The sequence below is a fragment of the Rhizobium sp. NFACC06-2 genome, from assembly GCF_900101425.1.
GTDB lineage: Bacteria > Pseudomonadota > Alphaproteobacteria > Rhizobiales > Rhizobiaceae > Agrobacterium > Agrobacterium leguminum.
The window spans coordinates 273,095-295,986 of sequence record NZ_FMVA01000001.1 but is presented as its reverse complement, the minus strand read 5'-3'; the positions used below and the strand labels follow the sequence as shown (position 1 = coordinate 295,986).

Genomic DNA, 22,892 nt, shown 5'->3' with positions numbered 1-22,892 from the left:
AAATAATGCAGATAATGTGATCCATCAGTGCGACACGTGTGGTTATGCCTCTGGGGGATGTTTTGGCGATTGAGAGACTGATTCAGGCCGCGGTTTTAAAACGCTGAAACGCCAGATAATTTTCCCTGGGGAATAACCCCGTCTGTTAACGTTTCGGCCTTGCCTTTATTGCGGAGCGGCAGACGCGCGAGCATCGTTTTATTTCCGATCATTGAAAACCTGCATGTTGCAATCCATGCAACTCTCTGATTCCAAGGAGGGAATCCGGATCGGTGCTGATTCTTTAACGAAACTCGGCACGTTGGACGCGGCGGTTAACGAAAGTAAACGATTCATTAACCTTAATGGCGTTTAACTGATCTCAAGGGTCATGTGCCAGAATCACTGTTCGTCAAATTCGGTCGGTTCGGAGCGTGGTTCGTAACGGAGAGTTGGTGTCAGAGGTATCGATGAGCGGCAAGCACGTAGCTGTTCTTTTGGGTGGATTTTCGTCGGAGCGGCCGGTCAGCCTGTCGTCGGGCAACGCTTGCGCGCAGGCTCTGGAAGACGAGGGCTACAAGGTCACCCGGGTCGATGTGGGGCGCGATATCGCCGCCGTGCTAGCCGAGCTGCGCCCGGATGTGGCCTTCAACGCGCTGCACGGTCCCTTTGGCGAAGATGGCACCATTCAGGGCATCCTCGAATATCTCGCCATTCCCTATACCCATTCCGGCGTGCTCGCTTCCGCGCTCGCCATGGACAAGGCGCAGGCCAAGAAGGTTGCCGCTGCTGCCGGCATCCCGGTGGCTGCCGAGCGCGTCATGAACCGCTTCGATTTCACCAGCGAACATCCGCTTGCACCCCCTTATGTCGTGAAGCCGGTGCGTGAAGGTTCGAGCTTCGGTGTCGTGATCGTCAAGGAAGACCAGTCGCATCCGCCGCAGATACTCACCTCTTCGGAATGGCGCTACGGCGATCAGGTGATGGTCGAGCGCTATATTCACGGCCGCGAACTGACCTGCGGTGTACTCGACGGCGAGGCGCTGGGCGTTACCGAAGTGGTGCCGCTCGGTCACAATTTCTATGATTATGATGCGAAATATGCGGCTGGTGGCTCGAAACATGTCATTCCCGCAGAAATTTCACCGAAAATTTACCAAAAGATTCAAACATTGGCGGTTATGGCGCATCAGGCGATCGGGTGCCGTGGCGTAAGCCGTTCAGACTTTCGTTACGACGACCGCTTCTCAGAAGATGGCGAAGTTATCTGGCTTGAAGTGAATACGCAGCCGGGCATGACGCCGACCTCCCTGGTGCCGGAAATGGCGGCCCATGCTGGCCGCTCCTTTGGTGACCTTGTCAGCTGGATGGTGGAGGACGCTTCGTGTTTGCGGTGACCGGCAAAAAGTCGACGGCAAAAAAGCGCGAGCAATATGCGGCGACGGCCAATGCCGACGATCGCAGGGTGCTGCCGCGTCCGCTGCGTCGCTTCGTGCGTTTCGGTGTCAGCCTTGCGACCGGGCGCATTCATATTCCTGCCCATACCGGCACGATTTCCGCCGTCGCCTTTTACGCGATGATCGGGCTTTACGGCATGTCGCTCGGCGGGCACACCAATATTGTTACCCAGACCACGACATCGGCCGCAGGCTTTGCGGTCGAGGACGTGAAGGTTTCCGGCAATCTGCAGACCTCCGAAATCGAAGTGTTCCAGCTTCTCGGCCTCGATGGCAGCACCTCGCTGATCGCGCTCGATATCGATGCGGCACGCCGCAAGCTGGTGCAGCTTCCCTGGGTGGAAGATGTCGATATCCGCAAGGTGTATCCCAAGACCGTGGAAGTGCGGCTGAAGGAGCGTCAGGCCTTCGGCATCTGGCAGCATGGAACGGAACTGTCGCTCATCGAAAAAAGCGGCAGCGTGATTGCGCCGCTGCGGGACAATAAGTTCGCCGCCCTGCCGCTCTTCGTCGGCCGCGACGCGGAAACGGGTGCTGCCGGTTTCGTCGAGCAGCTGGCCGACTGGCCGGAAATCCGCAACCGTGTCCGCGCTTATGTCCGCATTGCCGGCCGTCGCTGGGATCTGCATCTCGATAACGGCATCGTCGTCAAGCTGCCGGAAGAAAACCTGCCGCAGGCGCTGCAATTGCTGGCGCGGCTCGATCTCGAGGAAAAGGTTCTGTCGCGCGATGTCGCCGCCGTCGATCTCCGGCTCGCGGACCGCACCACGATCCAGCTGACCGAGGGTGCCACGGAACGCCGTCAGGCCGCCGTCGATGCGCGCACCAAGGCTCTCAAGAAGGCGGAGAAGAACACATGAGCTTATTCGGTTCTTCCCATTTCGGCCTGCCTCGCCTGAAGCCGCTTTCTTCCAAGCGCAGCCACATCGTTTCGGTGCTCGACATCGGCTCGACCAAGGTCGTGTGCATGATCGGCCGGCTGACGCCGCGCCAGGAAAGCGAAATTCTGCCCGGTCGTACGCATAAGGTCGAAATCATCGGCATCGGCCATCAGCGTTCGCGCGGTGTGAAATCCGGCGTGATCGCCGATCTCGACGCGCTGGAAGGTGTCATCCGTCTTTCGGTAGATGCGGCCGAGCGCATGGCGGGCCTTACCGTCGACAGCCTGATCGTCAATGTTTCCGCCGGACGGCTGGCAAGCGATATCTATACCGCGAGCATCGATCTCGGCGGCCAGGAAGTGGAAGCAAGCGATCTGCGCAAGGTTCTGGTGGCGGCAAGCCAGCAGTCCATGCGCCAGGACCGGGCGATCCTGCATTCTTTGCCAACTGGCTATTCGCTGGATGGCGAGCGCGGCATTCGCGATCCACTCTCCATGTATGGTGATCTTCTCGGCGTCGACATGCATGTGGTCACGGTCGAGCGCACGGCGCTGAAGAACCTCGAGCTTTGTGTCAATCGCGCGCATCTTTCGGTCGAGGGCATGGTGGCGACGCCCTATGCCAGCGGTCTGGCGGCGCTGGTGGACGATGAAGTCGAACTCGGCTGCGCGGCCATCGACATGGGCGGCGGCACCACGACGATCTCGGTTTTCGCCGAAGGCCGTCTCATTCACACCGATGCGATCGGCCTTGGCGGCCATCACGTTACGACAGATCTTGCACGTGGCCTCTCGACACGAATCGAAGATGCGGAGAGACTGAAGGTGGTGCATGGTTCGGCTTTGCTGAATGGCGCGGATGAGCGCGACATGATTTCGATCCCGCCGATTGGTGAAGATGATCGCGATCAACCATCGCAAGTTTCAAGAGCATTGGTCACCCGCATCGTGCGGGCACGTATCGAAGAGACGCTGGAATTGATCCGTGATCGCATCCAGAAGTCCGGCTTCAGCCCGATTGTCGGCAAGCGCGTCGTCCTGACCGGCGGCGCAAGCCAGCTGACGGGGCTGCCGGAAACGGCACGGCGCATTCTTGCCCGCAACGTTCGTATCGGCCGCCCCATGGGGGTCGCCGGTCTTCCGGTGGCGGCGAAGGGACCGGCATTTTCAACCGCCTGCGGACTGATGATCTATCCGCAGGTGGCGGACATCGAAATTCATGCGGCGCAAGGCGGAATGTTCTCGCCGTTTGGTAACGGTAGCGGCCGGATAGCCCGGGTGGGGCAATGGCTGAAAGAGAGTTTTTGAGTGGCCTCGTGGCGTAAGCCGGAGGTTTCAGAGTTGAGTTTTCAAGAATCGGCCAGCGGGGCGATGCGGCCAGAGAAAGAAGGAATGTTAAAATGACGATACAGCTGCAGAAGCCTGATATCACAGAGCTGAAGCCACGCATCACCGTCTTCGGTGTTGGCGGTGGTGGTGGTAACGCTGTCAACAACATGATCACGGCCGGCCTTCAGGGCGTCGACTTCGTCGTCGCCAACACGGATGCGCAGGCGCTGACCATGACGAAGGCAGATCGGGTCATTCAGCTCGGCGTCAACGTCACCGAAGGCCTTGGCGCCGGTTCCCAGCCGGAAGTCGGCCGCGCTGCCGCTGAAGAATGCATCGATGAGATCATCGACCACCTGAACGGCACCCACATGTGCTTCGTCACCGCCGGCATGGGCGGCGGAACCGGTACGGGTGCTGCACCTGTCGTCGCACAGGCGGCCCGCAACAAGGGCATCCTGACGGTCGGCGTCGTCACCAAGCCTTTCCACTTCGAAGGCGGCCGCCGTATGCGTCTTGCCGAACAGGGCATTGAGGAACTGCAGAAGTCCGTCGATACGCTGATCGTCATTCCGAACCAGAACCTCTTCCGTATTGCCAATGACAAGACGACCTTCGCCGACGCCTTCGCCATGGCCGACCAGGTTCTCTACTCCGGCGTTGCCTGCATCACCGACCTGATGGTGAAGGAAGGTCTCATCAACCTCGACTTCGCCGACGTTCGCTCGGTCATGCGTGAAATGGGCCGCGCGATGATGGGCACCGGCGAGGCTTCCGGTCCGGGCCGTGCGATGCAGGCTGCGGAAGCGGCAATCGCCAACCCGCTGCTCGACGAAACCTCGATGAAGGGCGCACAGGGCCTGCTGATCTCCATCACCGGCGGTCGCGACCTGACCCTGTTCGAAGTCGACGAAGCTGCGACCCGCATTCGCGAAGAAGTCGATCCGGATGCGAACATCATCCTCGGCGCAACCTTCGACGAAGCTCTGGAAGGTCTCATCCGCGTCTCCGTCGTGGCGACCGGCATCGACCGCGTTGCTGGCGTCGGCGAGCAGAACGTTGCCGATATGCGTGCCGCAGCAGCCGTTGCCAAGCCGCTTATCCGTCCTTCCGCGGCCGTTGCTTCCGCTCCGGCCGCAGTTCAGCCTGCTCCAGCAGTATCGCAGGCACAGAAGGCCGTAGACCCGATCGCCCAGACCATCCGTTCGGCAGAAGCCGAAATGGAACGCGAACTCGGTTTCGCCGCACACCAGCAGCCGGCTCAGGATTTCCGTCCGCAGAGCAAGCTGTTCGCATCTTCTCCGGCTGAAGCGCCGGCGGCTCTCCGTCCGGCCCAGCCGGTTCAGCAGGCCGCTCCGGCACCGGTCGCTCCGGCGCCCGTCTATCATGCTCCGGAACAGGTTGCCGCTCCGGCGCCGCGCATGCAGCAGCCGCAGGCTCCTGTCTATCAGGAACCGGCACCGGTTGCCCGCCAGCCCGAGCCGGTCCGCATGCCGAAGGTCGAAGACTTCCCGCCGGTCGTCAAGGCCGAGATGGAACATCGCACCCATGCCGCTCCTGCCGCCCAGGAAGAGCGTGGCCCGATGGGTCTTCTGAAGCGCATCACCAACTCGCTTGGTCGCCGCGAAGAAGAAGAAGTTCCGTCCGACATGATGGATGCGCCGAGCATGGCGCCGCAGCAGCGCCGCGCCCCGCTTTCGCCGGAAGCCAGCCTCTACGCACCGCGTCGTGGCCAGCTTGACGACCACGGCCGCGCAACGCCTTCTTCGGCCAGCCACCACGACGACGACCAGCTGGAAATCCCGGCCTTCCTGCGCCGCCAGTCCAACTAAGGGCGATTCCATCGGCCTCTTCGAACGCCCGGGTTTCACGATCCGGGCGTTTTGTTTATTTTACGTTATTAACACTAAATTAATTCGTATTTTCAAAGGTTTACGCGTGTAACAATCCGAAACGAACAGTGATTTGTCGTGGCACCTACATGTGCGTATGTATGAGGCTGGGTAAAGGAAAACACGGACTTGGCCGGTTGCCAAACCGGCTCGAAAACTTGAACGGCGCTCAAGCGGCGCGGTTTGCAAAACAAGGCATATTCGCATGACTATCGGACTGCTCGGATTTCAGACAACTATCGCAAATGCTGTTCAGCTCAAAGGCATTGGCGTGCATTCCGGCAATCCGGTTTCGATGACCTTCCAGCCCGCAGAAGCCGGAACGGGCATCGTCTTCCACCGCCTTCATGACAATGGCAGCGTTACCGAGTTGAAGGCGGTTTCGGCCAATGTCGGCAATACCGACCTGTGCACCGTGCTCGGCCGTTCGCTTTCCCAGTCGGTTGCGACGATCGAGCACGTCATGGCCGCCATCTACGCCATGGGCCTCGATAACCTCATCGTTGAAGTCGACGGTCCGGAAGCGCCGATCATGGACGGCAGCTCCGCTCCTTTCATCGAGGCGATCGAATCGGTCGGCATCAAGGGCCTCGGCGTGAAGCGCCGTTATATTCGCGTCACCAAACCGGTGCGCATCGATTCGGGCGCCTCCTGGGCGGAGTTCCGTCCCTATGACGGTACGCGCTTCGAGGTCGACATCGATTTCGACACGCCGCTGATCGGCAAACAGTCCTGGAAGGGCGACCTGACGGCGGAAAGCTTCAAGAACGAGCTGTCGCGCGCCCGCACCTTCGGCTTCATGCGCGATGTGGAGCGCCTGTGGGCCGCCGGTTATGCGCTCGGCTCCTCGCTTGAGAACTCGGTCGTCATCTCCGACGACAACAGCGTCATCAACATGGAAGGTCTGCGTTACGCCAGGGACGAATTCGTCCGTCACAAGACGCTGGACGCCGTGGGCGACCTGGCGCTCGCCGGTGCGCAGTTCATCGGCTGCTACCGCTCCTATCGCGGCGGCCACAAGGTCAATGCGAATGCGCTGAAGGCGCTTTTGAGCGACCGCACTGCCTATGAGATCGTCGAAGCGCCGGCCGCCCGCAACCAGATGGTGCGCGCCCGCGAATTCGTTGCGGTCAACATGCCGGAATTCGCACCCTGGTCTGCGTGAATTCCTTCGCAGGCTATCAATTGACAGAAAAAGCCGCTCCCTTTGGGGCGGCTTTTTCGTGATGCGAACAAGAAGTTGCGTAATATCGCCTGATATTCATGCGATTGCACGGGTCGATGCCATAAAAATGCGTTAATGCGTCATCATTGCGTTGCCCTGCGGATGCTTTTATGGCTAGAACGCCAGTGCAAAGCCGATGCTTATGTATTTGCGCGGGAAGTGGGAACTGTCGAATGAAGCATGTAGGGTCTGGTGCAATGAAGGGTACGATGCGGGGGATCGCCGTCTCGTTGATGTTGGTCGGCGCGAGTGTCGCCGTCACGGCCTGCCAGTCCGATCCGGATATCGACATCACCAAGCTCGGCGTCGAGACCGATCCGCCGGATGTTCTGTACAAGCAGGGGCTTGCCAACATGAACGCCGGCAACATGACGGAAGCCTCACGCAAGTTCGAGGCGATCGACAAGCAGTACCCCTTCACCGAATGGGGCCAGAAGGCGCTGGTGATGCAGACCTTCATTGCCACGCGCACCAACAAGAACGATGTGGCCATTACCAATGGCAGCCGGTTCCTGCGCCAATATCCGCGCTCCAAGGATGCCGCTTACGTTCAGTATATGATCGGTCTTGCCTATTCGAAGCAGATTTCCGACGTCACGCAGGACCAGCGCGCCGCACAGCGCACCGTCGAGGCGATGAACAAGGTCGTCAACGACTATCCCGATTCGGAATATGTCGCCGACGCACAGGCCAAGATCCGTTTCGCACGCGACCAGCTCGCCGGCCGCGAAATGCAGGTCGGCCGTTATTATCTTGAGCGCAAGGAATATCTCGCCGCTGTTTCGCGTTTCCGCATCGTCGTCGAGCAGTACCAGAACACCAACCAGATCGAGGAAGCGCTGGCACGTCTGACGGAAGCCTATTATGCGATGGGCCTGGTGGACGAGGCGCAGACCGCCGCCGCCGTTCTCGGCAACAACTATCCTGACAGCCAATGGTATTCGGATTCCTACAAGCTGCTGAAGGGCAGCGGGCTGGAACCGCGGGAAAACAAGGGGTCCTGGATTTCGCGCGCCGGCAAGAAGCTCATCGGCGCCTGAGACGGGGCATAGGCCATGCTGGTCCAGCTCTCGATTCGCGATATCGTTCTCATCGAAAGGCTCGACCTCGGTTTCGAGGCGGGCCTTTCCGTGTTGACGGGCGAAACGGGTGCGGGCAAATCCATTCTTCTCGATAGTCTCTCGCTCGCGCTTGGCGGCCGTGGCGATGGCGGCCTTGTGCGGCACGGGGAAGAGAAGGGGCAGGTCACCGCCACTTTCGAAGTCCCGAACAATCACCCGACACGGCTTCTCCTGCGTGAAAACGGTCTCGACGACGATGGCGACCTGATTTTCCGCCGGGTGCAATCCTCCGACGGTCGCACCAAGGCCTATATCAACGATCAGGCCATCAGCGTGCAGATGATGCGCCAGCTCGGGCAATTGCTGGTCGAAATCCATGGCCAGCATGATGATCGCGCGCTTGTCGATACCGATGCACATCGGACGCTGCTGGATGCCTTTGCCGGGCTGAGCGATGAGGCTCGTGCCGTTCAGGGCCTCTACCGCACCTGGAAGGATGCCGAGCGTGCGCTGAAGACGCACCGCGCCAAGGTGGAGGCGGCAGCGCGCGAGGCGGATTACCTTCGCTCTTCCGTCGAGGAACTGGAAACGCTCTCGCCGCGCGACGGTGAAGAGGACGAGCTGGCCGAACGCCGGGCGGTGATGCAGAAATCCGAACGCATTGCCGGCGATATCGCCGAGGCCAGCGAGTTTCTGAACGGCAATGCGTCGCCTGTGCCTGTCATCGCCTCGATGATGCGGCGTCTGGAGCGGAAGAGCCATGAAGCGCCGGGATTGCTGGAAGACACGGTGCAATTGCTGGATGCCGCGCTCGACAGCCTTTCCAATGCGCAGATGGAAGTGGAGGCGGCGCTGCGGCGCACCGAATTCGATCCGCGTGAGCTGGAGCGGGTGGAGGAGCGGCTGTTTGCGTTACGTGCCGCCGGCCGCAAATATAACGTTGCCGTGCCCGATCTGCCGGCTCTCGCCGAAAAAATGGTGGCCGATCTCGCCGATCTCGATGCCGGCGAAGAAAAGCTCGGCAAGCTCGAGGCCAATCTCGGGGTGGTGAAGGCCGATTTCGACCGTGCCGCGCAATCGCTTTCCGACAAACGCCGCCATGCGGCGGATGCGCTTTCCAACGCGGTGATGGCAGAACTGCCGGCGCTGAAGCTGGAGCGGGCGCGGTTTACCGTCGAGGTGACCTCCGATGCCGAACAGGCGACGGCCGATGGTATCGACACGGTTGAATTCCACGTCCAGACCAATCCGGGCACACGGCCGGGACCGATCATGAAGGTGGCCTCGGGTGGTGAATTGTCCCGCTTCCTGCTGGCGCTGAAAGTGGCGCTGGCGGATCGCGGCTCAGCGCCGACGCTGGTGTTCGATGAAATCGATACGGGTGTCGGCGGCGCGGTGGCGGATGCCATCGGCCAGCGGCTGCGCCGCCTGTCGAAAACCGTGCAGGTTCTGTCCGTTACCCATGCGCCGCAGGTGGCGGCACGGGCGGCGACCCATCTTCTCATTTCCAAAGGCCCATCCGGCGACGGCAGCGAGCGTATCGCCACGCGCGTGGCCACCATGGAGCCGAAACACCGTACCGAAGAGATTGCCCGCATGCTTGCCGGTGCGTCGGTGACGGACGAGGCGAGGGCTGCTGCGGCTCGCCTGCTGGCGGCCAAGGACTGACGGCTACCGATAGCGTTGCGAGAGCGGATTCGGCTTGTGAGTCCAGCGGCAAAACTGTTTTTAATGTTTGTTATTTCGGCTAAAAGCGTTCGGTAATTCGCAAAAGAGGCCGTCATGTCGAAAGACCAGAAATCCGTCGAAAACCTCACCGAGCTTGAAGCCTCTTCCGAGCTTGCGTTTCTGGCGGCCGAGCTTGCCCGCCACGATGCGCTTTACCACGGCAAGGATGCGCCGGAGATTACGGACGCGGAATATGACGCGCTGAAGCGGCGTAATGACGCCATCGAGGCGGCTTTCCCGGCGCTGGTGCGGGCCGACAGCCCGTCGAAAAAAGTCGGTTTCGCGCCCCTCCCCACCTTCGCACCTATCGTGCATGCGCGGCCGATGCTGTCGCTCGACAACACGTTTTCGGAAGAGGATTTGCGGGATTTCGTGAGTTCCGTCTATCGCTTCCTCGGGCATCTGCCGGACGATTCCATCGCCTTCACCGCCGAGCCGAAGATCGACGGGCTTTCCATGTCGATCCGCTACGAGAACCGCAGGCTGAAGACGGCGGCGACGCGCGGCGACGGCACGACGGGCGAGAATGTCACCGCCAATATCAGGACCATCAAGGAAATTCCGAACGAGCTGCCTGCCGATGCGCCCGATGTGGTGGAGGTGCGGGGCGAAGTCTATATGGCCAAGAGCGACTTTCTGGCGCTCAATGCCCAGATGGAGGCTGAAGGCAAGCAGACCTATGTGAACCCGCGCAACACGGCATCCGGTTCCCTGCGTCAGCTCGACGCCAATGTGACGGCGAAACGCAAGCTGCGGTTCTTCGCCTATGCGCTGGGCGAGGTTTCGAATGGCGGCCAGCCGGCGCGGATCGCCGATACGCAATATGGCATCGTGGAGAAATTCCGGGAGTGGGGATTTCCGGTCAATCCGCTGATGAAGCGATTCACCTCCGCCGCGCAATTGCTTGAGCATTATAATGAAATAGGCGTCGCGCGGCCCGATCTCGATTACGATATCGACGGCGTGGTCTATAAGGTTGACCGGCTCGATCTGCAGGAACGGCTGGGCTTCCGCTCGCGCAGCCCGCGCTGGGCTACCGCCCATAAATTTCCGGCCGAGCAGGCCTTTACCACGGTTGAGAATATCGAAATCCAGGTGGGGCGCACCGGTGCCTTGACGCCGGTGGCGCGGCTGACGCCGATCACCGTCGGCGGTGTCGTCGTCACCAATGCGACGCTGCATAATGCCGATTATATCGAAGGCATCGGCAATAGCGGCGAGCGCATCCGCCCTGAAGATCACGATATTCGCATCGGCGACACGGTAATCGTGCAGCGTGCCGGCGATGTCATTCCGCAGGTGCTGGACGTGCTTCTGGAAAAGCGCCCGACTGATGCGGTGAAATATGCATTCCCGGAAAAATGTCCGGTCTGCGGCAGCCATGCGGTGCGGGAGCGTAATGAGAAGACCGGCAAGCTCGATTCGGTCACGCGCTGCACGGGTGGGTTCGTCTGCCGGGCGCAGGCGGTTGAACATCTCAAACATTTCGTCTCGCGCAATGCCTTCGATATCGAAGGGCTTGGCACCAAGCAGATAGACTTCTTCTTCGAAAGCGACGATCCGGCGCTCTCGATCAAGACTGCGCCTGAGATTTTTACCCTGAAGGCGCGGCAGGAAGCCTCGCAACTGACCAAGCTCGAGAATATCGACGGCTTCGGCAAGGTCAGCGTCAGAAAGCTGTTCGACGCCATCGATGCCCGCCGCGAGATCGATCTGCACCGGCTGATCTTCGCGCTCGGCATCCGCCATGTGGGCGAGACCACGGCGAAGCTTCTGGCGCGCTCCTATGGCACTTACGACCATTTCGAAGAGAGCATGAAGGCGGCAGCCGACCCGGCGAGCGATGCCTGGGTCGAACTCAACAGCATCGACGGCATCGGCGAAGTGGTGGCCCGCGCCATCATCGAGTTCTACAAGGAGCCGCGCAATCTCGATGTCATCGACCGGCTGATACGGGAGTTGCAGCCGAAGGAGGCCGAAAAGCCTTCCACCGACGGCAGCCCGGTGGCGGGCAAGACGGTGGTGTTTACCGGCTCGCTGGAGAAATTTACCCGTGACGAGGCCAAGGCGCGCGCCGAAAGCCTCGGCGCGAAAGTGGCCGGCTCGGTTTCCAAAAAGACCGATATTCTGGTGGCGGGGCCGGGAGCCGGCTCCAAGCTTGCCAAGGCGACGGAACTGGGCGTGCAGACCATGGACGAGGACGAGTGGCTGGCCCTGATCGGCGGTTGATACACCGTCATGGCAATGTTGTTCTCTGCCGCTAGAGCTTTGCGACTGACACGGAGAGCACCGCATGGATGACCGCATTGTCGTCAGCACAGAGCAGGTCCGGGCGCTGGTTGACAGCCAGTTTCCGCAATGGGCGGGGTTAAATATCCGGCCCGTGGAGCTGAGCGGCTGGGACAATCGCAGCTTCCGTCTTGGCGATGAGATGCTGATCCGCATGCCAAGTGCCGCCCGGTATGTTGCGCAGGTGGAGAAGGAGCACCGGTGGCTGCCGGCGCTTGCGCCGCTCCTGCCTTTTCCGGTCCCTGCGCCATTGGCGCTCGGGCAGCCGGGACAGGGTTATCCGTTCCACTGGTCCGTCTATCGCTGGCTTAAGGGCGAACCGCTCGCCAGGTATCTGGAACGTGTTGATCTTTCAACCATCGCCGTCGATGTTGCCGCGTTTTTAAGAGCATTGCACGGGGTGGATGCTTCAGATGGCCCACCCGCAGGCGCACATAACTTCCAACGCGGCGGCTCGCTTTCGGTTTATGACGGGGAGGCGAAGGGTTCGGCGGTGCGGCTTGCCGATGAGGTGGATCAGGCGCTGGCCATGGAGATATGGCAGCTTGCGCTTTCGAGCCACTGGCGGAAGCAGGGAGTGTGGGTGCATGGAGACATTGCCGAGGGCAATCTGCTGGTGAAGGACGGCCGGCTTTCGGCCGTCATCGATTTCGGCAGTTCCGGCGTCGGCGATCCGTCTTCCGATCTCATCCTCGCGTGGAATGTGCTCGATGCGGGAAGCCGCGCCGTTTTTCGCCGGGCGCTGGATCTGGATGAGGCGACATGGCAGCGCGGGCGTGGCTGGGCGCTGTGGAAGGCTTTGATCGTGCTGGATGCGGAGCGCGGACGTAACGACAAAATGGCCGAATGGTCGCGCCGGACCATTCGGGAAGTGTTTGCGGATCACCTGGGCAACTGACCGGAACTATCGAAGACGCGCCATCACGTGGGCATCGACGTATTTTCCGTCACGATAGGCGTCGTTGCGCAGGGTGCCTTCCCGTTCGAAACCGAATTTCTCGTAAAGCCGGATTGCCGGGAGATTGTCGGTGAAGACGTTCAGCTCTATGCGGCGTATATCGTGCCAATTGTCGGCCGTGTCGATCAACGCCGCGAGGATATATGATCCGACGCCCTTGCCCGCAAAATCGTCGTGAACACTGATCACCAGATCGGCGATGTGGGACTGCCTTCCCGCCCTGCGAAACAGTCCTGCATTGGCAACGATCTTTCCACGCCATTCGCCAACGATGGCGATATCGTTCGGGCCGCGGTTTTCCATCGATTTCCGCGTTTTTTCAACGGACTGAAACGGCTGTCGGAGCGTGCCGTGACGGACGCCGGGCAGGTTGAACATTTCGGTCAGGGCTTCGGCATCGTCCAGACGCGCCGCGCGCAGGACGACTTCGTTCAAGCTGAATTGCGAATCTTCATTATCGGCAAATTTCATGTTCTGCATGCCTGTCTCCTTGGGCGTATGGGAGCAGGTTTGCGAACCCTGCTCTGGTGGCAGGGTGGAAATGGATCGCTTAACGCGACGACATACCTCTGCCTGCCGGGTGGCCGGTAATGGTATGGCGACGGGTGGTGTTCTGTTTCGTTGCGATCATGCGCGCAGAATGCTTTTGCCGCATGGCCCTGTCAAGCGGGTGCGTTGCGCAGCAGGCTTCTGAGTTTTGCCGGCAGCCTGCCGTCGATCGCGGCAAGACCGGCGGCGATCATCGCCATGCCGGCGAAGTGCTTCATCTCCAGCTGCTCGCCGAGAAGCAGCGAACCGAGCAGGATGGCGCTGACGGGAATGAGGAAGGTGACGAGGGCGAGGTTGGTGGCGCCGGCGCTGGCGAGGATGCGGAAGAAGATCAGGTAGGCGAGCGCCGTCGATAAGAGGGCGATGCCGACAAGTGCGCCCCAGGTTCCGAGGCCCGGCATGGCGAGCGTCCATGGCTTATCGATAACAAGGGCGGCCGGGATGAGCATCAATGTCGAAGAGGAGATCTGGCCGGTGGCGGTCATCAGCGGCGGCACGCCCATGGCCTTGAAACGGCGGCCGAATATGCCCGCGAAGGAATAGGAGATGGCCGCGCCGAGAATGGCGACCTGGCCCCAGAGGCCGGATGAGCCGGTGAAGGCGGCAGGGCCGATCATGGTCGCCACGCCGGCAAAGCCGATCAGCACGCCGGTGAGCTTGTTGCCAGTCATCTTCTCGTCGGCGGTGAGAAAATGGGCGACGATGACGGTGAAGAGAGGCGTGGTGGCATTGAGGATCGAGGCTAGTCCGCTGGCAATGTGGGTCTGGCCCCAGACGATCAGGCAGAAGGGGATGATGTTGTTGAGCAGGCCCATGCCGAAAAAGGCGCGCCACACCGCCCATTCACGCGGCAGGCGAAGGCCCATGATGCGGCAGACGATGAGAAGCGCGATTGCCGCCAGGCTGACGCGCAGCGCTACGATGGTGACGGGCGGCAGTTCCTTGACGGCGACACCGATGAAAAAGAACGATCCGCCCCAGAGAAGCGAGAGCGCTACGAGCATCGCCCATTCACCGGCATCCATCTGTTTCTGTATCGCCATCGTCATCTCCCAAAGCATGAGTATCGACATGATCGCAGGCGGGCTCGCCGCCATCCACCCGATATCGGTTGAGTTTGGCTCAATCTGGAGATGGGTGGTTTTCACTGCGTTTCAGGTCTAGTTGCGTCTATTTACTCTCTGTTTTATGGTGTTTTCAAACGATTGTTTCTCGTTCGATAATTGAGATGAGCTAAATCATGGCAGCCGAACTTCCTTCTTTGAAAGGGTTGCAGGCCTTCGAGGCCGCAGCACGGTATCGCAGCGTCACGCTTGCTTCCAATGAGTTGAATGTCACGCCCGGTGCCGTCAGCCTGCAAATCCGGGAGCTGGAGGCGCGGCTTGGTGTGCAATTGTTTTTCCGCAAGCCGCGCAGCATACAGCTGACGCGTGAGGGGGAGCGTTATTACGGCGCGCTTCGCACCGCCTTCCGGATGATGCGCGAGGCGACGGCGGAACTGACGGCGCGCTCCGAGATCACGGTTCTGACGCTGAGCTGCACGCCGACTTTCGCCGTTCAATGGCTGATGCCGCGATTGCCTGCCTTCCAGCAGCAACACCCGCAGGTGGATGTCCGCATCAGTGTGACGAACCGATTGGTGGATTTTTCGAGGGACGATGTCGATCTGGCGGTGCGGCACGGGTTCGGTCGGTATGAAGGGCTGGAGAGCATCCGCTTCATCGATGACAGCACTTTGCCGGTTTGCTCCCCGCAGCTTCTGGAAAAATATGGGCCGCTTCAGGAGGCGGGGGATCTCAAATCCATTCCGCTTCTGCACGATGAAAACCGCAATGAATGGCGGCGCTGGCTGGAGGCGGCGGGAGCATCGGATGTCGATGCCTCCGGCGGCACCGTCTTCATCGACAGCAATGGCGCGCTGGATGCGGCCAAGGCCGGGCACGGCATTGCGCTGACCCGGCGTTCGCTGGTTTCCCGCGAGCTTGCGGAAGGCGCATTGATTGCGCCCTTCGGCAAGGACATGGCCAGCACGCTCGCCTATTTCCTCGTTTATCCGCGGCGCATGCTGGATAATCCCGATCTGGTGACGCTCATCGACTGGATGCTTTCGGAAGCGGGTTCTGCCGAGGCCGGTTCTCTTTGACGTCAATCCGGTCTATGCCGGAATGAAACAACGGGAATCACTCTTGAAAACCATCGCCATCGATTTCGAGACCGCCAATGAGGAACGGGGCAGCGCCTGCTCCGTTGGGCTTGCATGGATAGAGGGCGGCGAGATCGTTCGCGTCGAGGAACGGCTGATCCGGCCGAAGGACATGCGGTTTTCGCCCTTCAACATCGCCGTGCATGGCATCCGCCCGGCCGATGTCGAAGATGCGCCGGAATTTCCCGAGGTGATGGAGGAGTTCATCGACGACTTCCACGGCGCCACCATGATCGCCCATAATGCCGCCTTCGATTTCAGCGTCATGCGCGCGTCCTTCGACAAATACCGGCAGTCCTATCCAGACCTTTCCTATCTGTGCAGCGTCAAGATCGCCCGGCATGTCTGGCCCAATCTGGCGTCGCACAAGCTGAATGTCATCGCCCATCACCTCCAGCTGCGTTTCGTGCACCACAATGCAGCGGAAGATGCCGTCGTCTGCGCGGCCGCGTCGATTGCGGCGGCCAAGGCTTTGCGCGTTGCCCATATCCGCGATCTGCCGGAAAAGATCGGCATGGTCGCGGGGCGTCTCACCTCCACCGGTTACCAGCCCTGCAGCATGAAAAAAACGCGCCGTCTCCCGGGTTGCGTCACCGTTCCGCGCACTTATGTTTGAAGCAGCGTAACGGAGAAGATGCGATGACGATGAAAACTCTGTCGGGTTTGTTTGCGGGCTTTCTGGCATTGCTTCCGGTGACAGCTGCGCATTCGCAGGTGGTGGGCGAGGTCGGCGTCGACTGGATCGGCAATGACATCGTCATCGAGGCGATCGCCGATCCGAAGATCAAGGGCGTGACCTGCCATGTGACCTATTTCGAGCGCGGCGTCATCGACCGGCTGAAGAACGGCAACTGGTTCGAAGACCCTTCCAACAACGCCATTTCCTGCAGCCAGACTGGACCGGTGGAGATCGGCGATATCGATCTCTCCAAGGGCGGGGAAGAAGTGTTCCGGCAGGGCATGTCGCTGGTGTGGAAGAAGCTCGTCGTCAGCCGCGTTTATGATAGGGCGAACGATACGCTGATCTATCTGGTACATGCGCGGGAACTGACCGACGGTTCGGCCAAGATGGCGATTTCCACGGTGCCGCTTTATAACCAGCAGGTCACATGGCAAAAGGGCAAGCCGTAAGGCCTGCCCCCTCAATTGCGTTATGCCTTGATCAGGCCGCTTCGCGTGCCAGCTCGTCTGCGATGACGGTGTCGAGGTTGAGGAAGCAGACCATGCTCTTTTCCAGCGCCACTATGCCGCGGCAGAAGCTGCGCTGTTCTTCCGGAATGATATCGGGCGCGGGCTGCAGGTCTTCGGAGCGGATGGTCATCATGTCGGAGACCTGTTCCACCAGCAGGCCGACCAACTTGCCGCCGATATCGGTGACGATGATGGCGGAGCGTTCGGAGGGTTCGGTCATCTTCATGCCGAGGCGGCCGGCCATGTCTATGACGGGAATGACAGCGCCGCGCAGGTTGATGAGGCCGAGCACATAAGGCGGGGTGTGCGGCATCGGTGTAACCGGCGCCCAACCGCGGATTTCGCGGATCGCCATGATGTCGATGCAGAATTCCTGATCGCCCAGATGGAAGGAAACGATTTCGAGATATGCGCCGGATTGCTTGATGGCGTTGGACATGACGGCAGGTTTCCTCTGATGGCTCTCTAACAGGCCCACGCAGGATTGAGCTTTATGCGGTGGCCGGAGAATGGACCGGGAGACATCATGTCGAGGCTTAAAAACCGCTATGGTCATAATGCACAGCAAGATTTTAAACTTTCCCTAACATTTGCGCCGGTCTCGCCGGCAAAACCCAGTATTTTGGCGGTTTTCGCGCTCACACAAACAGGTTATGATGGGCATATGAACGCACTCGTTTCCCATCCGCTGAAGTTTATTCTGGCTAGTCTTGCCGCTGTGGCCTCGCTTGCCATCGTGCTTCTTGCCTTTGACGGCTGGGTGCGGCACGGCACGGATATTTTCCTGTCCACGGTACAGAGCGGCATCGCCTGGTGCCTGTGACGCTTTTTCCGGCTGCGGATTTGTGACAAATCAGCGCGGTTCCCGCAAATACGCCCAGTTGATTTGCCGTCCCCGTCGCCTTTCGTTATCTGTCTGCCAGGGCCTGCGATATGCCGCCGGCTTTCGGGGTAGGATTGGACAATGAGAAATATTCGCATCGTATTGTGGGCCGTCGTGCTCGTTCTCGCCGGCGTTGTCAGCTGGTTGACGATCGAAATGACGAAGACGCGTAATGAAATGGTGGAGACAGCCTATGGCGTGCCCTTCCAACTCACCGCGCAAAACGGCCAGCCGATCACCGAAAAGGCCTTTCAGGGCAAGCCGACAGCGCTGTTCTTCGGTTTCACCCATTGCCCGGAAGTCTGCCCGACAACCCTTTTCGAGCTGAATGGCTGGATGGAGAAGGTGGACCCGGCCGGCGACAAGCTGCAGGCCTATTTCGTCTCCGTCGATCCCGAGCGCGATACGCCTGAGATCATGCAGCAATATGTCTCCAACGTCTCGAAGCGCATCACCGGCATCACCGGCCCGGCCGACAAGATTGCCGAAACGCTGAAGGGCTACCGCATCTATGCCAAGAAGGTGCCGGTGGACGAGAAGGATCCGAATGGCGACTACACCATGGATCACACGGCGTCCGTCATCCTGCTCGATGCCAACGGCCGCTTTGCGGGAACGATCGCTTATGGCGAAAACCCTGACGTCGCCGAACAGAAGCTCCAGAATCTTCTAAAGGGTGCGAAGGCATAATTACGCCGGGCTTATTGGACTGGTGAAGGTTTTGTGGCAAAGGCAGATTGAGTAGCCCTAGCCAGAGAAAGCAGCCGCCGTGAGCGAAATCCGCCTCTATGTCACCACGACCGAAATCAAGGCCGGTGAAATCCTCGATCTCATGTCGGACTATTTCGGCGAGGAGGATGTCGCGATCGCCACGACCGAGGTGGATGAGAAGCGCGATATCTGGGAAGCCTCCGTCTATCTGATGGCCGAGCAGGAGGAGGAGTTCCGCGAGCGCGTCAGCGCTTTGCTCGCTCCCGCTTTTCCCGGTCTCGTCATTGAGAAGGAAATCGTTCCCGATGTCGACTGGATCGCCAAATCGCTCGAGGGGCTGAAGCCCGTGCGGGCAGGGCGGTTCATCGTCCACGGTGCGCATGATCGTGACAAGGTGCAACCCCACGATCTGGCGATCGAGATCGAGGCGGGGCAGGCTTTCGGCACCGGCCATCACGGCACGACGGCCGGCTGCCTTGAGATGATCGCGGACGTGCTCCGTGCACGGACGGTGCGCAACGCGCTCGATCTCGGCACCGGCAGCGGCGTGCTGGCGATTGCGGTGCGCAAGATGCGTCCCATTCCCGTGCTGGCAACGGACATCGATCCCGTTGCCGTCAAAGTGGCCAAGGAAAATGTGCGGCTGAACGGCATTGTTTCCGGGATGGCGCTGGAAACCGCACCCGGATTTCACTCCGACGCCTTCCGCAAGCATGGTCCGTTCGATCTCATCATCGCCAATATTCTGGCGCGGCCGCTTATCAAGATGGCGCCGCAGCTTGTCACGCATCTGGCGCCCGGCGGCACCGTCATACTGTCCGGCATTCTGGCCTCACAGCGCTGGAAGGTGCTTTCCGCCTATAATGGCGCCCGGCTTTCCCATGTCCGCACCATCTGGCGCAACGGCTGGGTCACGCTGCATCTGCGTAAAGACTGAACCAGCGGCAGCATCCCTTTCGGGCAAAAGAAAAGGCGGCGCTTTCGCGCCGCCTGGAAACCCGCGAGCATGGGAGGAGCTTGCTCAAGCGGGTCGACGTATTCCTGTTCGGCGCGGTGGAGGGAGGATCGCCGCGCCGGACGTGATCAGAATACGTAGCTGGACTTTGCCTTGCGACGCAGATCGGCGCGGTTCATGCCGAGCGCTTCGAGCGACTTGTCGTCGAGGTTCAGAAGGGCGGCGTTGACATGGCGGCTGACCTGACGCTCGCGTGCTTCAACGACGCGATCGAAGGCGGTGCGGAGGAAAGATTTTGCCATTGCTTCAAATCCTTGTTTGCCAGGAGAGTGTCTCTCTCGCTGTGTTGATCTGAAGATAAGCGATGTGTTTTTGTTTAGTTAGAGGGGATATCTCAGGGTAGATATGCATTTATCGCATGTCACTTCGCCTTGAGTATTACTTATTTCACAAAATATGCACAATTTATCGCCGCAAGCTGGTCTGTCATATATGGCTTGAAACTGGCTTTGTCCGCGTGGCATTGTCGTTGTGCGCCAATGATTTGACGGCGCAACTTGCAGCTTTTCTCCATGACAGTTCCCGAAAGACGCCCATGTTCCAGACCTTCGAAAACAAATCCGCGCCGCAATTTGGCAAGGCCCGCGTCGAGGCGCTGCGCGCCGGTTTCGATGCCCTTGGTATCGACGGTTTTCTGGTGCCGCGCGCCGATGAATATCAGGGGGAATATGTGCCGGAGTGCGCCGAGCGCCTGTCCTGGCTGACGGGGTTTACCGGTTCCGCCGGCATTGCGCTGGTGACGCGCACGGAGGCGGTGGTTTTTGTCGATGGCCGTTATACAACGCAGCTCAAGTCGCAGGTCGATCAATCGGTCTTCAGCGGCGGCGATCTGGTTGGCGCGCCGCCCTCCGTCTGGCTGGCCGAACATGCTCCACAGGGTTTCCGGCTCGGCATCGATCCATGGCTGCACACCGGCGCGGAGTTGAAGCGGCTGGAAAAGGCGCTTGCCGGCAAGGGCGGTTCGGTCGTTCTCCTGGAAAAGAATCCGCTCGATGCCCTTTGGCAGGACCGTCCCTCCGAGCCGCTGGAACCCGTCGTTATCCAGCCCGAGGCCTTTACCGGCAGGCTGGCGAAGGAAAAGATCGCCTCGCTGGCGGAGACGGTCTCGGCAAAGGGCGCGGATGCCCTGTTGGTTACCGATCCGTCGTCCATCGCCTGGATTTTCAATCTTCGCGGCAACGACGTGCCGCATACGCCGCATCCGCTCGCCCGCGCCATCATCTACGCCGATGGCAGGGCGGATATTTTTCTCGACAAGCGTAAGACCGGCATCGAGACCGAGGCCTATCTGGCGCAGCTCGCGACACAATTGCCGCCGTCGAAGATCGCAGATCGTCTGCATGCCATTGCCAGCGCCAAGGGTCGGGTGATGGTCGATGCCGATCTGACCCCGGTGGCGCTGACCGGCGCAATCACGGCGGCGGGCGGCTCGCTGATAGAGGAGGCCGATCCCGTTCGCCTGCCGCGCGCGCGCAAGAACAAGGCGGAGCTGGCCGGCTCGGCAGCCGCCCATGTGCAGGATGGCGCGGCCATGGTCGAATATCTCTGCTGGCTGGATCGCCAGCAACCGGGCAGCGTCACCGAAATCGTCGCCGTCAAGGCGCTGGAGGCCGCTCGGGTCAAGGTGGGGCAGGGGTTGCAAAACCCGCTCAAGGACGTGTCTTTCGATACGATTTCAGGTGCCGGCGAACATGCCGCCATCATCCATTACCGCGTCACCACCGATACCGACCGCACACTTGCGGACGGCGAGATGTTCCTCGTCGATTCCGGCGCGCAATATGTCAACGGCACTACTGACATCACCCGTACCATCGCAATCGGCACGGTGCCGGAGGAGCAGAGGCGTTTCTTCACGCTGGTGCTGAAGGGCGTGATTGCCATCAGTGCGGCACGGTTTCCGAAGGGAACGCGCGGTTGCGACCTTGATCCACTGGCGCGCATCGCACTGTGGAAGGCGGGGGCAGATTATGCCCATGGCACCGGCCACGGTGTTGGCTCCTATCTCTCCGTGCATGAGGGGCCGCAACGTATTGCAAGGCTTTCGACGCAGGAGCTTCTGCCCGGCATGATCCTGTCGAACGAGCCGGGTTATTATCGTCCCGGCGCTTTCGGCATCCGCATCGAGAACCTGATCTATGTGCGCGAGGCGGAGGAGGTGGCCGGCGGCGATCAGCCGATGTTCTCCTTCGAAACGCTGACCTGGTGCCCCATCGACAACAGGCTCGTCATCGTGTCCCTGCTGACCGACGAGGAACTCGATTGGCTTAACGCCTACCATGCCAGCGTTCTGGAGAAGCTTTCTCCACTCATCACCGACGAAGAGGTGAAGGCTTGGCTCGTTGCGGCGACTAAGCCATTGGCACGGGCGGCTTAAAGCAGCCCGAAATGTCTGATGGCGATGACGACGGCCCAACCTATGGCTAGCATCGTCAGGCCAGGAAAGCGCAGGCAGACCAGAAGGGCGGCCACCATGCCGATCTTCACCTCGTATCCGCCTTCGAAAAAGGCGGGTGCGACGAGCGTGGTCAGAACCGCAACCGGCACGGCGTTCAGTCCGGCCTCCATGCGCGGTGGAATGGATTTCATCCGCGTCATCAGCACATAACCGCCGATGCGGGTGAGATAAGTGGCGATGGCGGCGAGTGCGATCAGCATCAGCGTATCGGCGTGCAGCATGTCGCTCATGGCGTGTCGGCCCCGCTATCAGAATTCGCCGCGCCATTCGGCTTCGGCGGATAAAGGACCGCGACGAGAATTCCGGCGACGGCGCCGAGGCTTACATGCCATGGCGAACCGACGATGTGATAGGCGACCGTTGCGCCAACCGCGCTTGCCAGCATGACAGGGTAGAAATTCTCCCGCTGGCGGAAGCTCAAGACCATGCCCATGAAATAGATCGGCAGCAGCACATCGAGACCGATGGCTTTGGGATCGCCGACCATATTGCCGAGCGATGCGCCGAGAATGGTCATGGCCAGCCACAGCACGTAGACCGGCGCTGCAAAGCCCATGTACCAGGAAAAGCCGACCGTGCCGGTATTTTCGTATTTCCTGACCGATTCGGCGAATTGCGGATCGACCAGCACGAAGAAGCCCGCGGCCTTCTGGAGGAAAGACCAGTTCGAGATCATCCGGGCAATGGCGGCCGAATAGAGGATATGGCGGAAATTGACGGCGAAGACGGATAAAACGATCAGCCAGGGGGCAACCTTCTGGCCGAACAATTCGATACCCACGAGCTGGCTCGCGCCCGCATAGACGGTTCCGCTCATGATCGTGGCCTCGGTGACGCTGAGCCCGTTATCGACTGCGACCGCGCCGAACAGCGCACCGAAGGGGGCGGCGGAGAGGGCGATCGGGAAACCGCTCTTCAATCCCTCGCGAAAATCTGCATTGAACATTTCTGGAAACTCCTTGCCCGCCGCTCTATCGCCGTCCCGCCCGGCTGGCAAACGAATTGCATGAATGGATCGATTGATTCCCTTGAAGCTTCCGTTACGGTAACGCCCCATATGGCCGGTGTCGGACGGACGGTTTCA

At 60.3% G+C, this 22,892-nt stretch carries 22 protein-coding genes; 16 read left to right on the top strand and 6 right to left on the bottom strand.

The annotated features are described in order from the left end of the window. Positions 1 to 449 precede the first annotated feature (449 nt). The 9 genes from F3H58_RS01640 (at position 450) to F3H58_RS01600 (ending at position 12,738) form a co-directional block, all read left to right on the top strand. Entirely contained in the window at positions 450 to 1,376 is a 927-nt protein-coding gene (locus tag F3H58_RS01640; protein WP_149740987.1) for a D-alanine--D-alanine ligase, read from the top strand. After that, the gene (locus F3H58_RS01635) at positions 1,364 to 2,296 is read left to right on the top strand and encodes a cell division protein FtsQ/DivIB (protein ID WP_188128732.1); all 933 of its coding nucleotides are present in this window, start codon (positions 1,364 to 1,366) and stop codon (positions 2,294 to 2,296) included. The genes F3H58_RS01640 and F3H58_RS01635 overlap by 13 nt, the downstream gene beginning before the upstream one ends. After that, on the top strand, positions 2,293 to 3,624 hold the full coding sequence (ftsA, locus tag F3H58_RS01630) for a cell division protein FtsA (protein WP_149740985.1): 1,332 nt from the start codon (positions 2,293 to 2,295) through the stop codon (positions 3,622 to 3,624). The genes F3H58_RS01635 and ftsA overlap by 4 nt, the downstream gene beginning before the upstream one ends. A 92-nt stretch (positions 3,625 to 3,716) precedes the next feature. Next, the gene (gene ftsZ / locus F3H58_RS01625; RefSeq protein ID WP_003522207.1) at positions 3,717 to 5,477 is read left to right on the top strand and encodes a cell division protein FtsZ; all 1,761 of its coding nucleotides are present in this window, start codon (positions 3,717 to 3,719) and stop codon (positions 5,475 to 5,477) included. Positions 5,478 to 5,742: 265 nt separating this feature from the next. Further along, entirely contained in the window at positions 5,743 to 6,702 is a 960-nt protein-coding gene (gene lpxC, locus F3H58_RS01620; protein WP_149740984.1) for a UDP-3-O-acyl-N-acetylglucosamine deacetylase, read from the top strand. Between the two features lie 233 nt (positions 6,703 to 6,935). After that, positions 6,936 to 7,802, top strand: a complete 867-nt coding sequence (locus F3H58_RS01615; protein ID WP_003522209.1) for an outer membrane protein assembly factor BamD — start codon at positions 6,936 to 6,938, stop codon at positions 7,800 to 7,802. 15 nt (positions 7,803 to 7,817) lie between these two features. Continuing rightward, positions 7,818 to 9,491, top strand: a complete 1,674-nt coding sequence (recN, locus tag F3H58_RS01610; protein ID WP_020810274.1) for a DNA repair protein RecN — start codon at positions 7,818 to 7,820, stop codon at positions 9,489 to 9,491. Between the two features lie 114 nt (positions 9,492 to 9,605). After that, entirely contained in the window at positions 9,606 to 11,780 is a 2,175-nt protein-coding gene (gene ligA, locus F3H58_RS01605; RefSeq protein ID WP_149740983.1) for an NAD-dependent DNA ligase LigA, read from the top strand. Between the two features lie 64 nt (positions 11,781 to 11,844). After that, complete coding sequence (locus tag F3H58_RS01600; RefSeq protein WP_149740982.1) at positions 11,845 to 12,738, top strand: aminoglycoside phosphotransferase family protein; 894 nt, start codon at positions 11,845 to 11,847, stop codon at positions 12,736 to 12,738. A 6-nt stretch (positions 12,739 to 12,744) separates the two neighbouring features. Here the strand turns inward: F3H58_RS01600 and F3H58_RS01595 are convergent, their stop codons facing one another. Continuing rightward, positions 12,745 to 13,278: a GNAT family N-acetyltransferase gene (locus F3H58_RS01595; protein ID WP_149740981.1), complete on the bottom strand. Its 534-nt coding sequence runs from the start codon at positions 13,276 to 13,278 to the stop codon at positions 12,745 to 12,747. Between the two features lie 182 nt (positions 13,279 to 13,460). Next, entirely contained in the window at positions 13,461 to 14,390 is a 930-nt protein-coding gene (locus tag F3H58_RS01590) for a DMT family transporter (protein ID WP_188128731.1), read from the bottom strand. Positions 14,391 to 14,587: 197 nt separating this feature from the next. Here F3H58_RS01590 and gcvA point away from each other — a divergent pair, with 197 nt between their 5' ends. The 3 genes from gcvA to F3H58_RS01575 are packed head-to-tail and all read left to right on the top strand — an operon-like array spanning position 14,588 to position 16,681. Beyond that, on the top strand, positions 14,588 to 15,490 hold the full coding sequence (gene gcvA, locus F3H58_RS01585; RefSeq protein ID WP_065655819.1) for a transcriptional regulator GcvA: 903 nt from the start codon (positions 14,588 to 14,590) through the stop codon (positions 15,488 to 15,490). Between the two features lie 22 nt (positions 15,491 to 15,512). Further along, positions 15,513 to 16,166 carry a 3'-5' exonuclease gene (locus F3H58_RS01580; RefSeq protein WP_502706408.1) on the top strand — a complete coding sequence of 218 codons (654 nt, stop codon included), beginning with the start codon at positions 15,513 to 15,515 and terminating at the stop codon, positions 16,164 to 16,166. A 23-nt stretch (positions 16,167 to 16,189) separates the two neighbouring features. Then, the gene (locus F3H58_RS01575) at positions 16,190 to 16,681 is read left to right on the top strand and encodes a CreA family protein (RefSeq protein ID WP_020810267.1); all 492 of its coding nucleotides are present in this window, start codon (positions 16,190 to 16,192) and stop codon (positions 16,679 to 16,681) included. Positions 16,682 to 16,712: 31 nt separating this feature from the next. On the opposite strand, the gene F3H58_RS01570 is transcribed toward F3H58_RS01575, so the two are convergent. Then, positions 16,713 to 17,180 (bottom strand): chemotaxis protein CheW, encoded by a 468-nt coding sequence (locus F3H58_RS01570; RefSeq protein ID WP_003522339.1) that lies wholly within the window; start codon positions 17,178 to 17,180, stop codon positions 16,713 to 16,715. An 87-nt stretch (positions 17,181 to 17,267) separates the two neighbouring features. On the opposite strand from F3H58_RS01570, the gene F3H58_RS01565 reads away from it, so the two are divergent. The 3 genes from F3H58_RS01565 to F3H58_RS01555 all read left to right on the top strand — a co-directional run bounded on the left by F3H58_RS01565 (position 17,268) and on the right by F3H58_RS01555 (position 19,272). After that, positions 17,268 to 17,564: a hypothetical protein gene (locus F3H58_RS01565; RefSeq protein WP_223215538.1), complete on the top strand. Its 297-nt coding sequence runs from the start codon at positions 17,268 to 17,270 to the stop codon at positions 17,562 to 17,564. 141 nt (positions 17,565 to 17,705) lie between these two features. Next, complete coding sequence (gene sco / locus F3H58_RS01560) at positions 17,706 to 18,314, top strand: cytochrome oxidase assembly protein Sco (protein WP_149740979.1); 609 nt, start codon at positions 17,706 to 17,708, stop codon at positions 18,312 to 18,314. 79 nt (positions 18,315 to 18,393) lie between these two features. Further along, positions 18,394 to 19,272, top strand: coding sequence for a 50S ribosomal protein L11 methyltransferase (locus F3H58_RS01555; protein WP_149740978.1), 879 nt, complete (start codon positions 18,394 to 18,396; stop codon positions 19,270 to 19,272). 146 nt (positions 19,273 to 19,418) lie between these two features. On the opposite strand, the gene F3H58_RS27075 is transcribed toward F3H58_RS01555, so the two are convergent. Further along, the gene (locus F3H58_RS27075) at positions 19,419 to 19,592 is read right to left on the bottom strand and encodes a hypothetical protein (protein ID WP_003522343.1); all 174 of its coding nucleotides are present in this window, start codon (positions 19,590 to 19,592) and stop codon (positions 19,419 to 19,421) included. Positions 19,593 to 19,885: 293 nt separating this feature from the next. On the opposite strand from F3H58_RS27075, the gene F3H58_RS01545 reads away from it, so the two are divergent. Continuing rightward, positions 19,886 to 21,727 (top strand): aminopeptidase P family protein, encoded by a 1,842-nt coding sequence (locus F3H58_RS01545; protein WP_149740977.1) that lies wholly within the window; start codon positions 19,886 to 19,888, stop codon positions 21,725 to 21,727. Here F3H58_RS01545 and F3H58_RS01540 read toward each other — a convergent pair. Continuing rightward, a complete protein-coding gene (locus F3H58_RS01540) occupies positions 21,724 to 22,038 on the bottom strand; it encodes an AzlD family protein (RefSeq protein ID WP_149740976.1) in 315 nt (104 codons plus the stop codon). The genes F3H58_RS01545 and F3H58_RS01540 overlap by 4 nt on opposite strands. Then, on the bottom strand, positions 22,035 to 22,754 hold the full coding sequence (locus F3H58_RS01535) for an AzlC family ABC transporter permease (protein ID WP_149740975.1): 720 nt from the start codon (positions 22,752 to 22,754) through the stop codon (positions 22,035 to 22,037). Before F3H58_RS01535 ends, F3H58_RS01540 begins: the two co-directional genes overlap by 4 nt. Between the last annotated feature and the right edge of the window lie 138 nt (positions 22,755 to 22,892).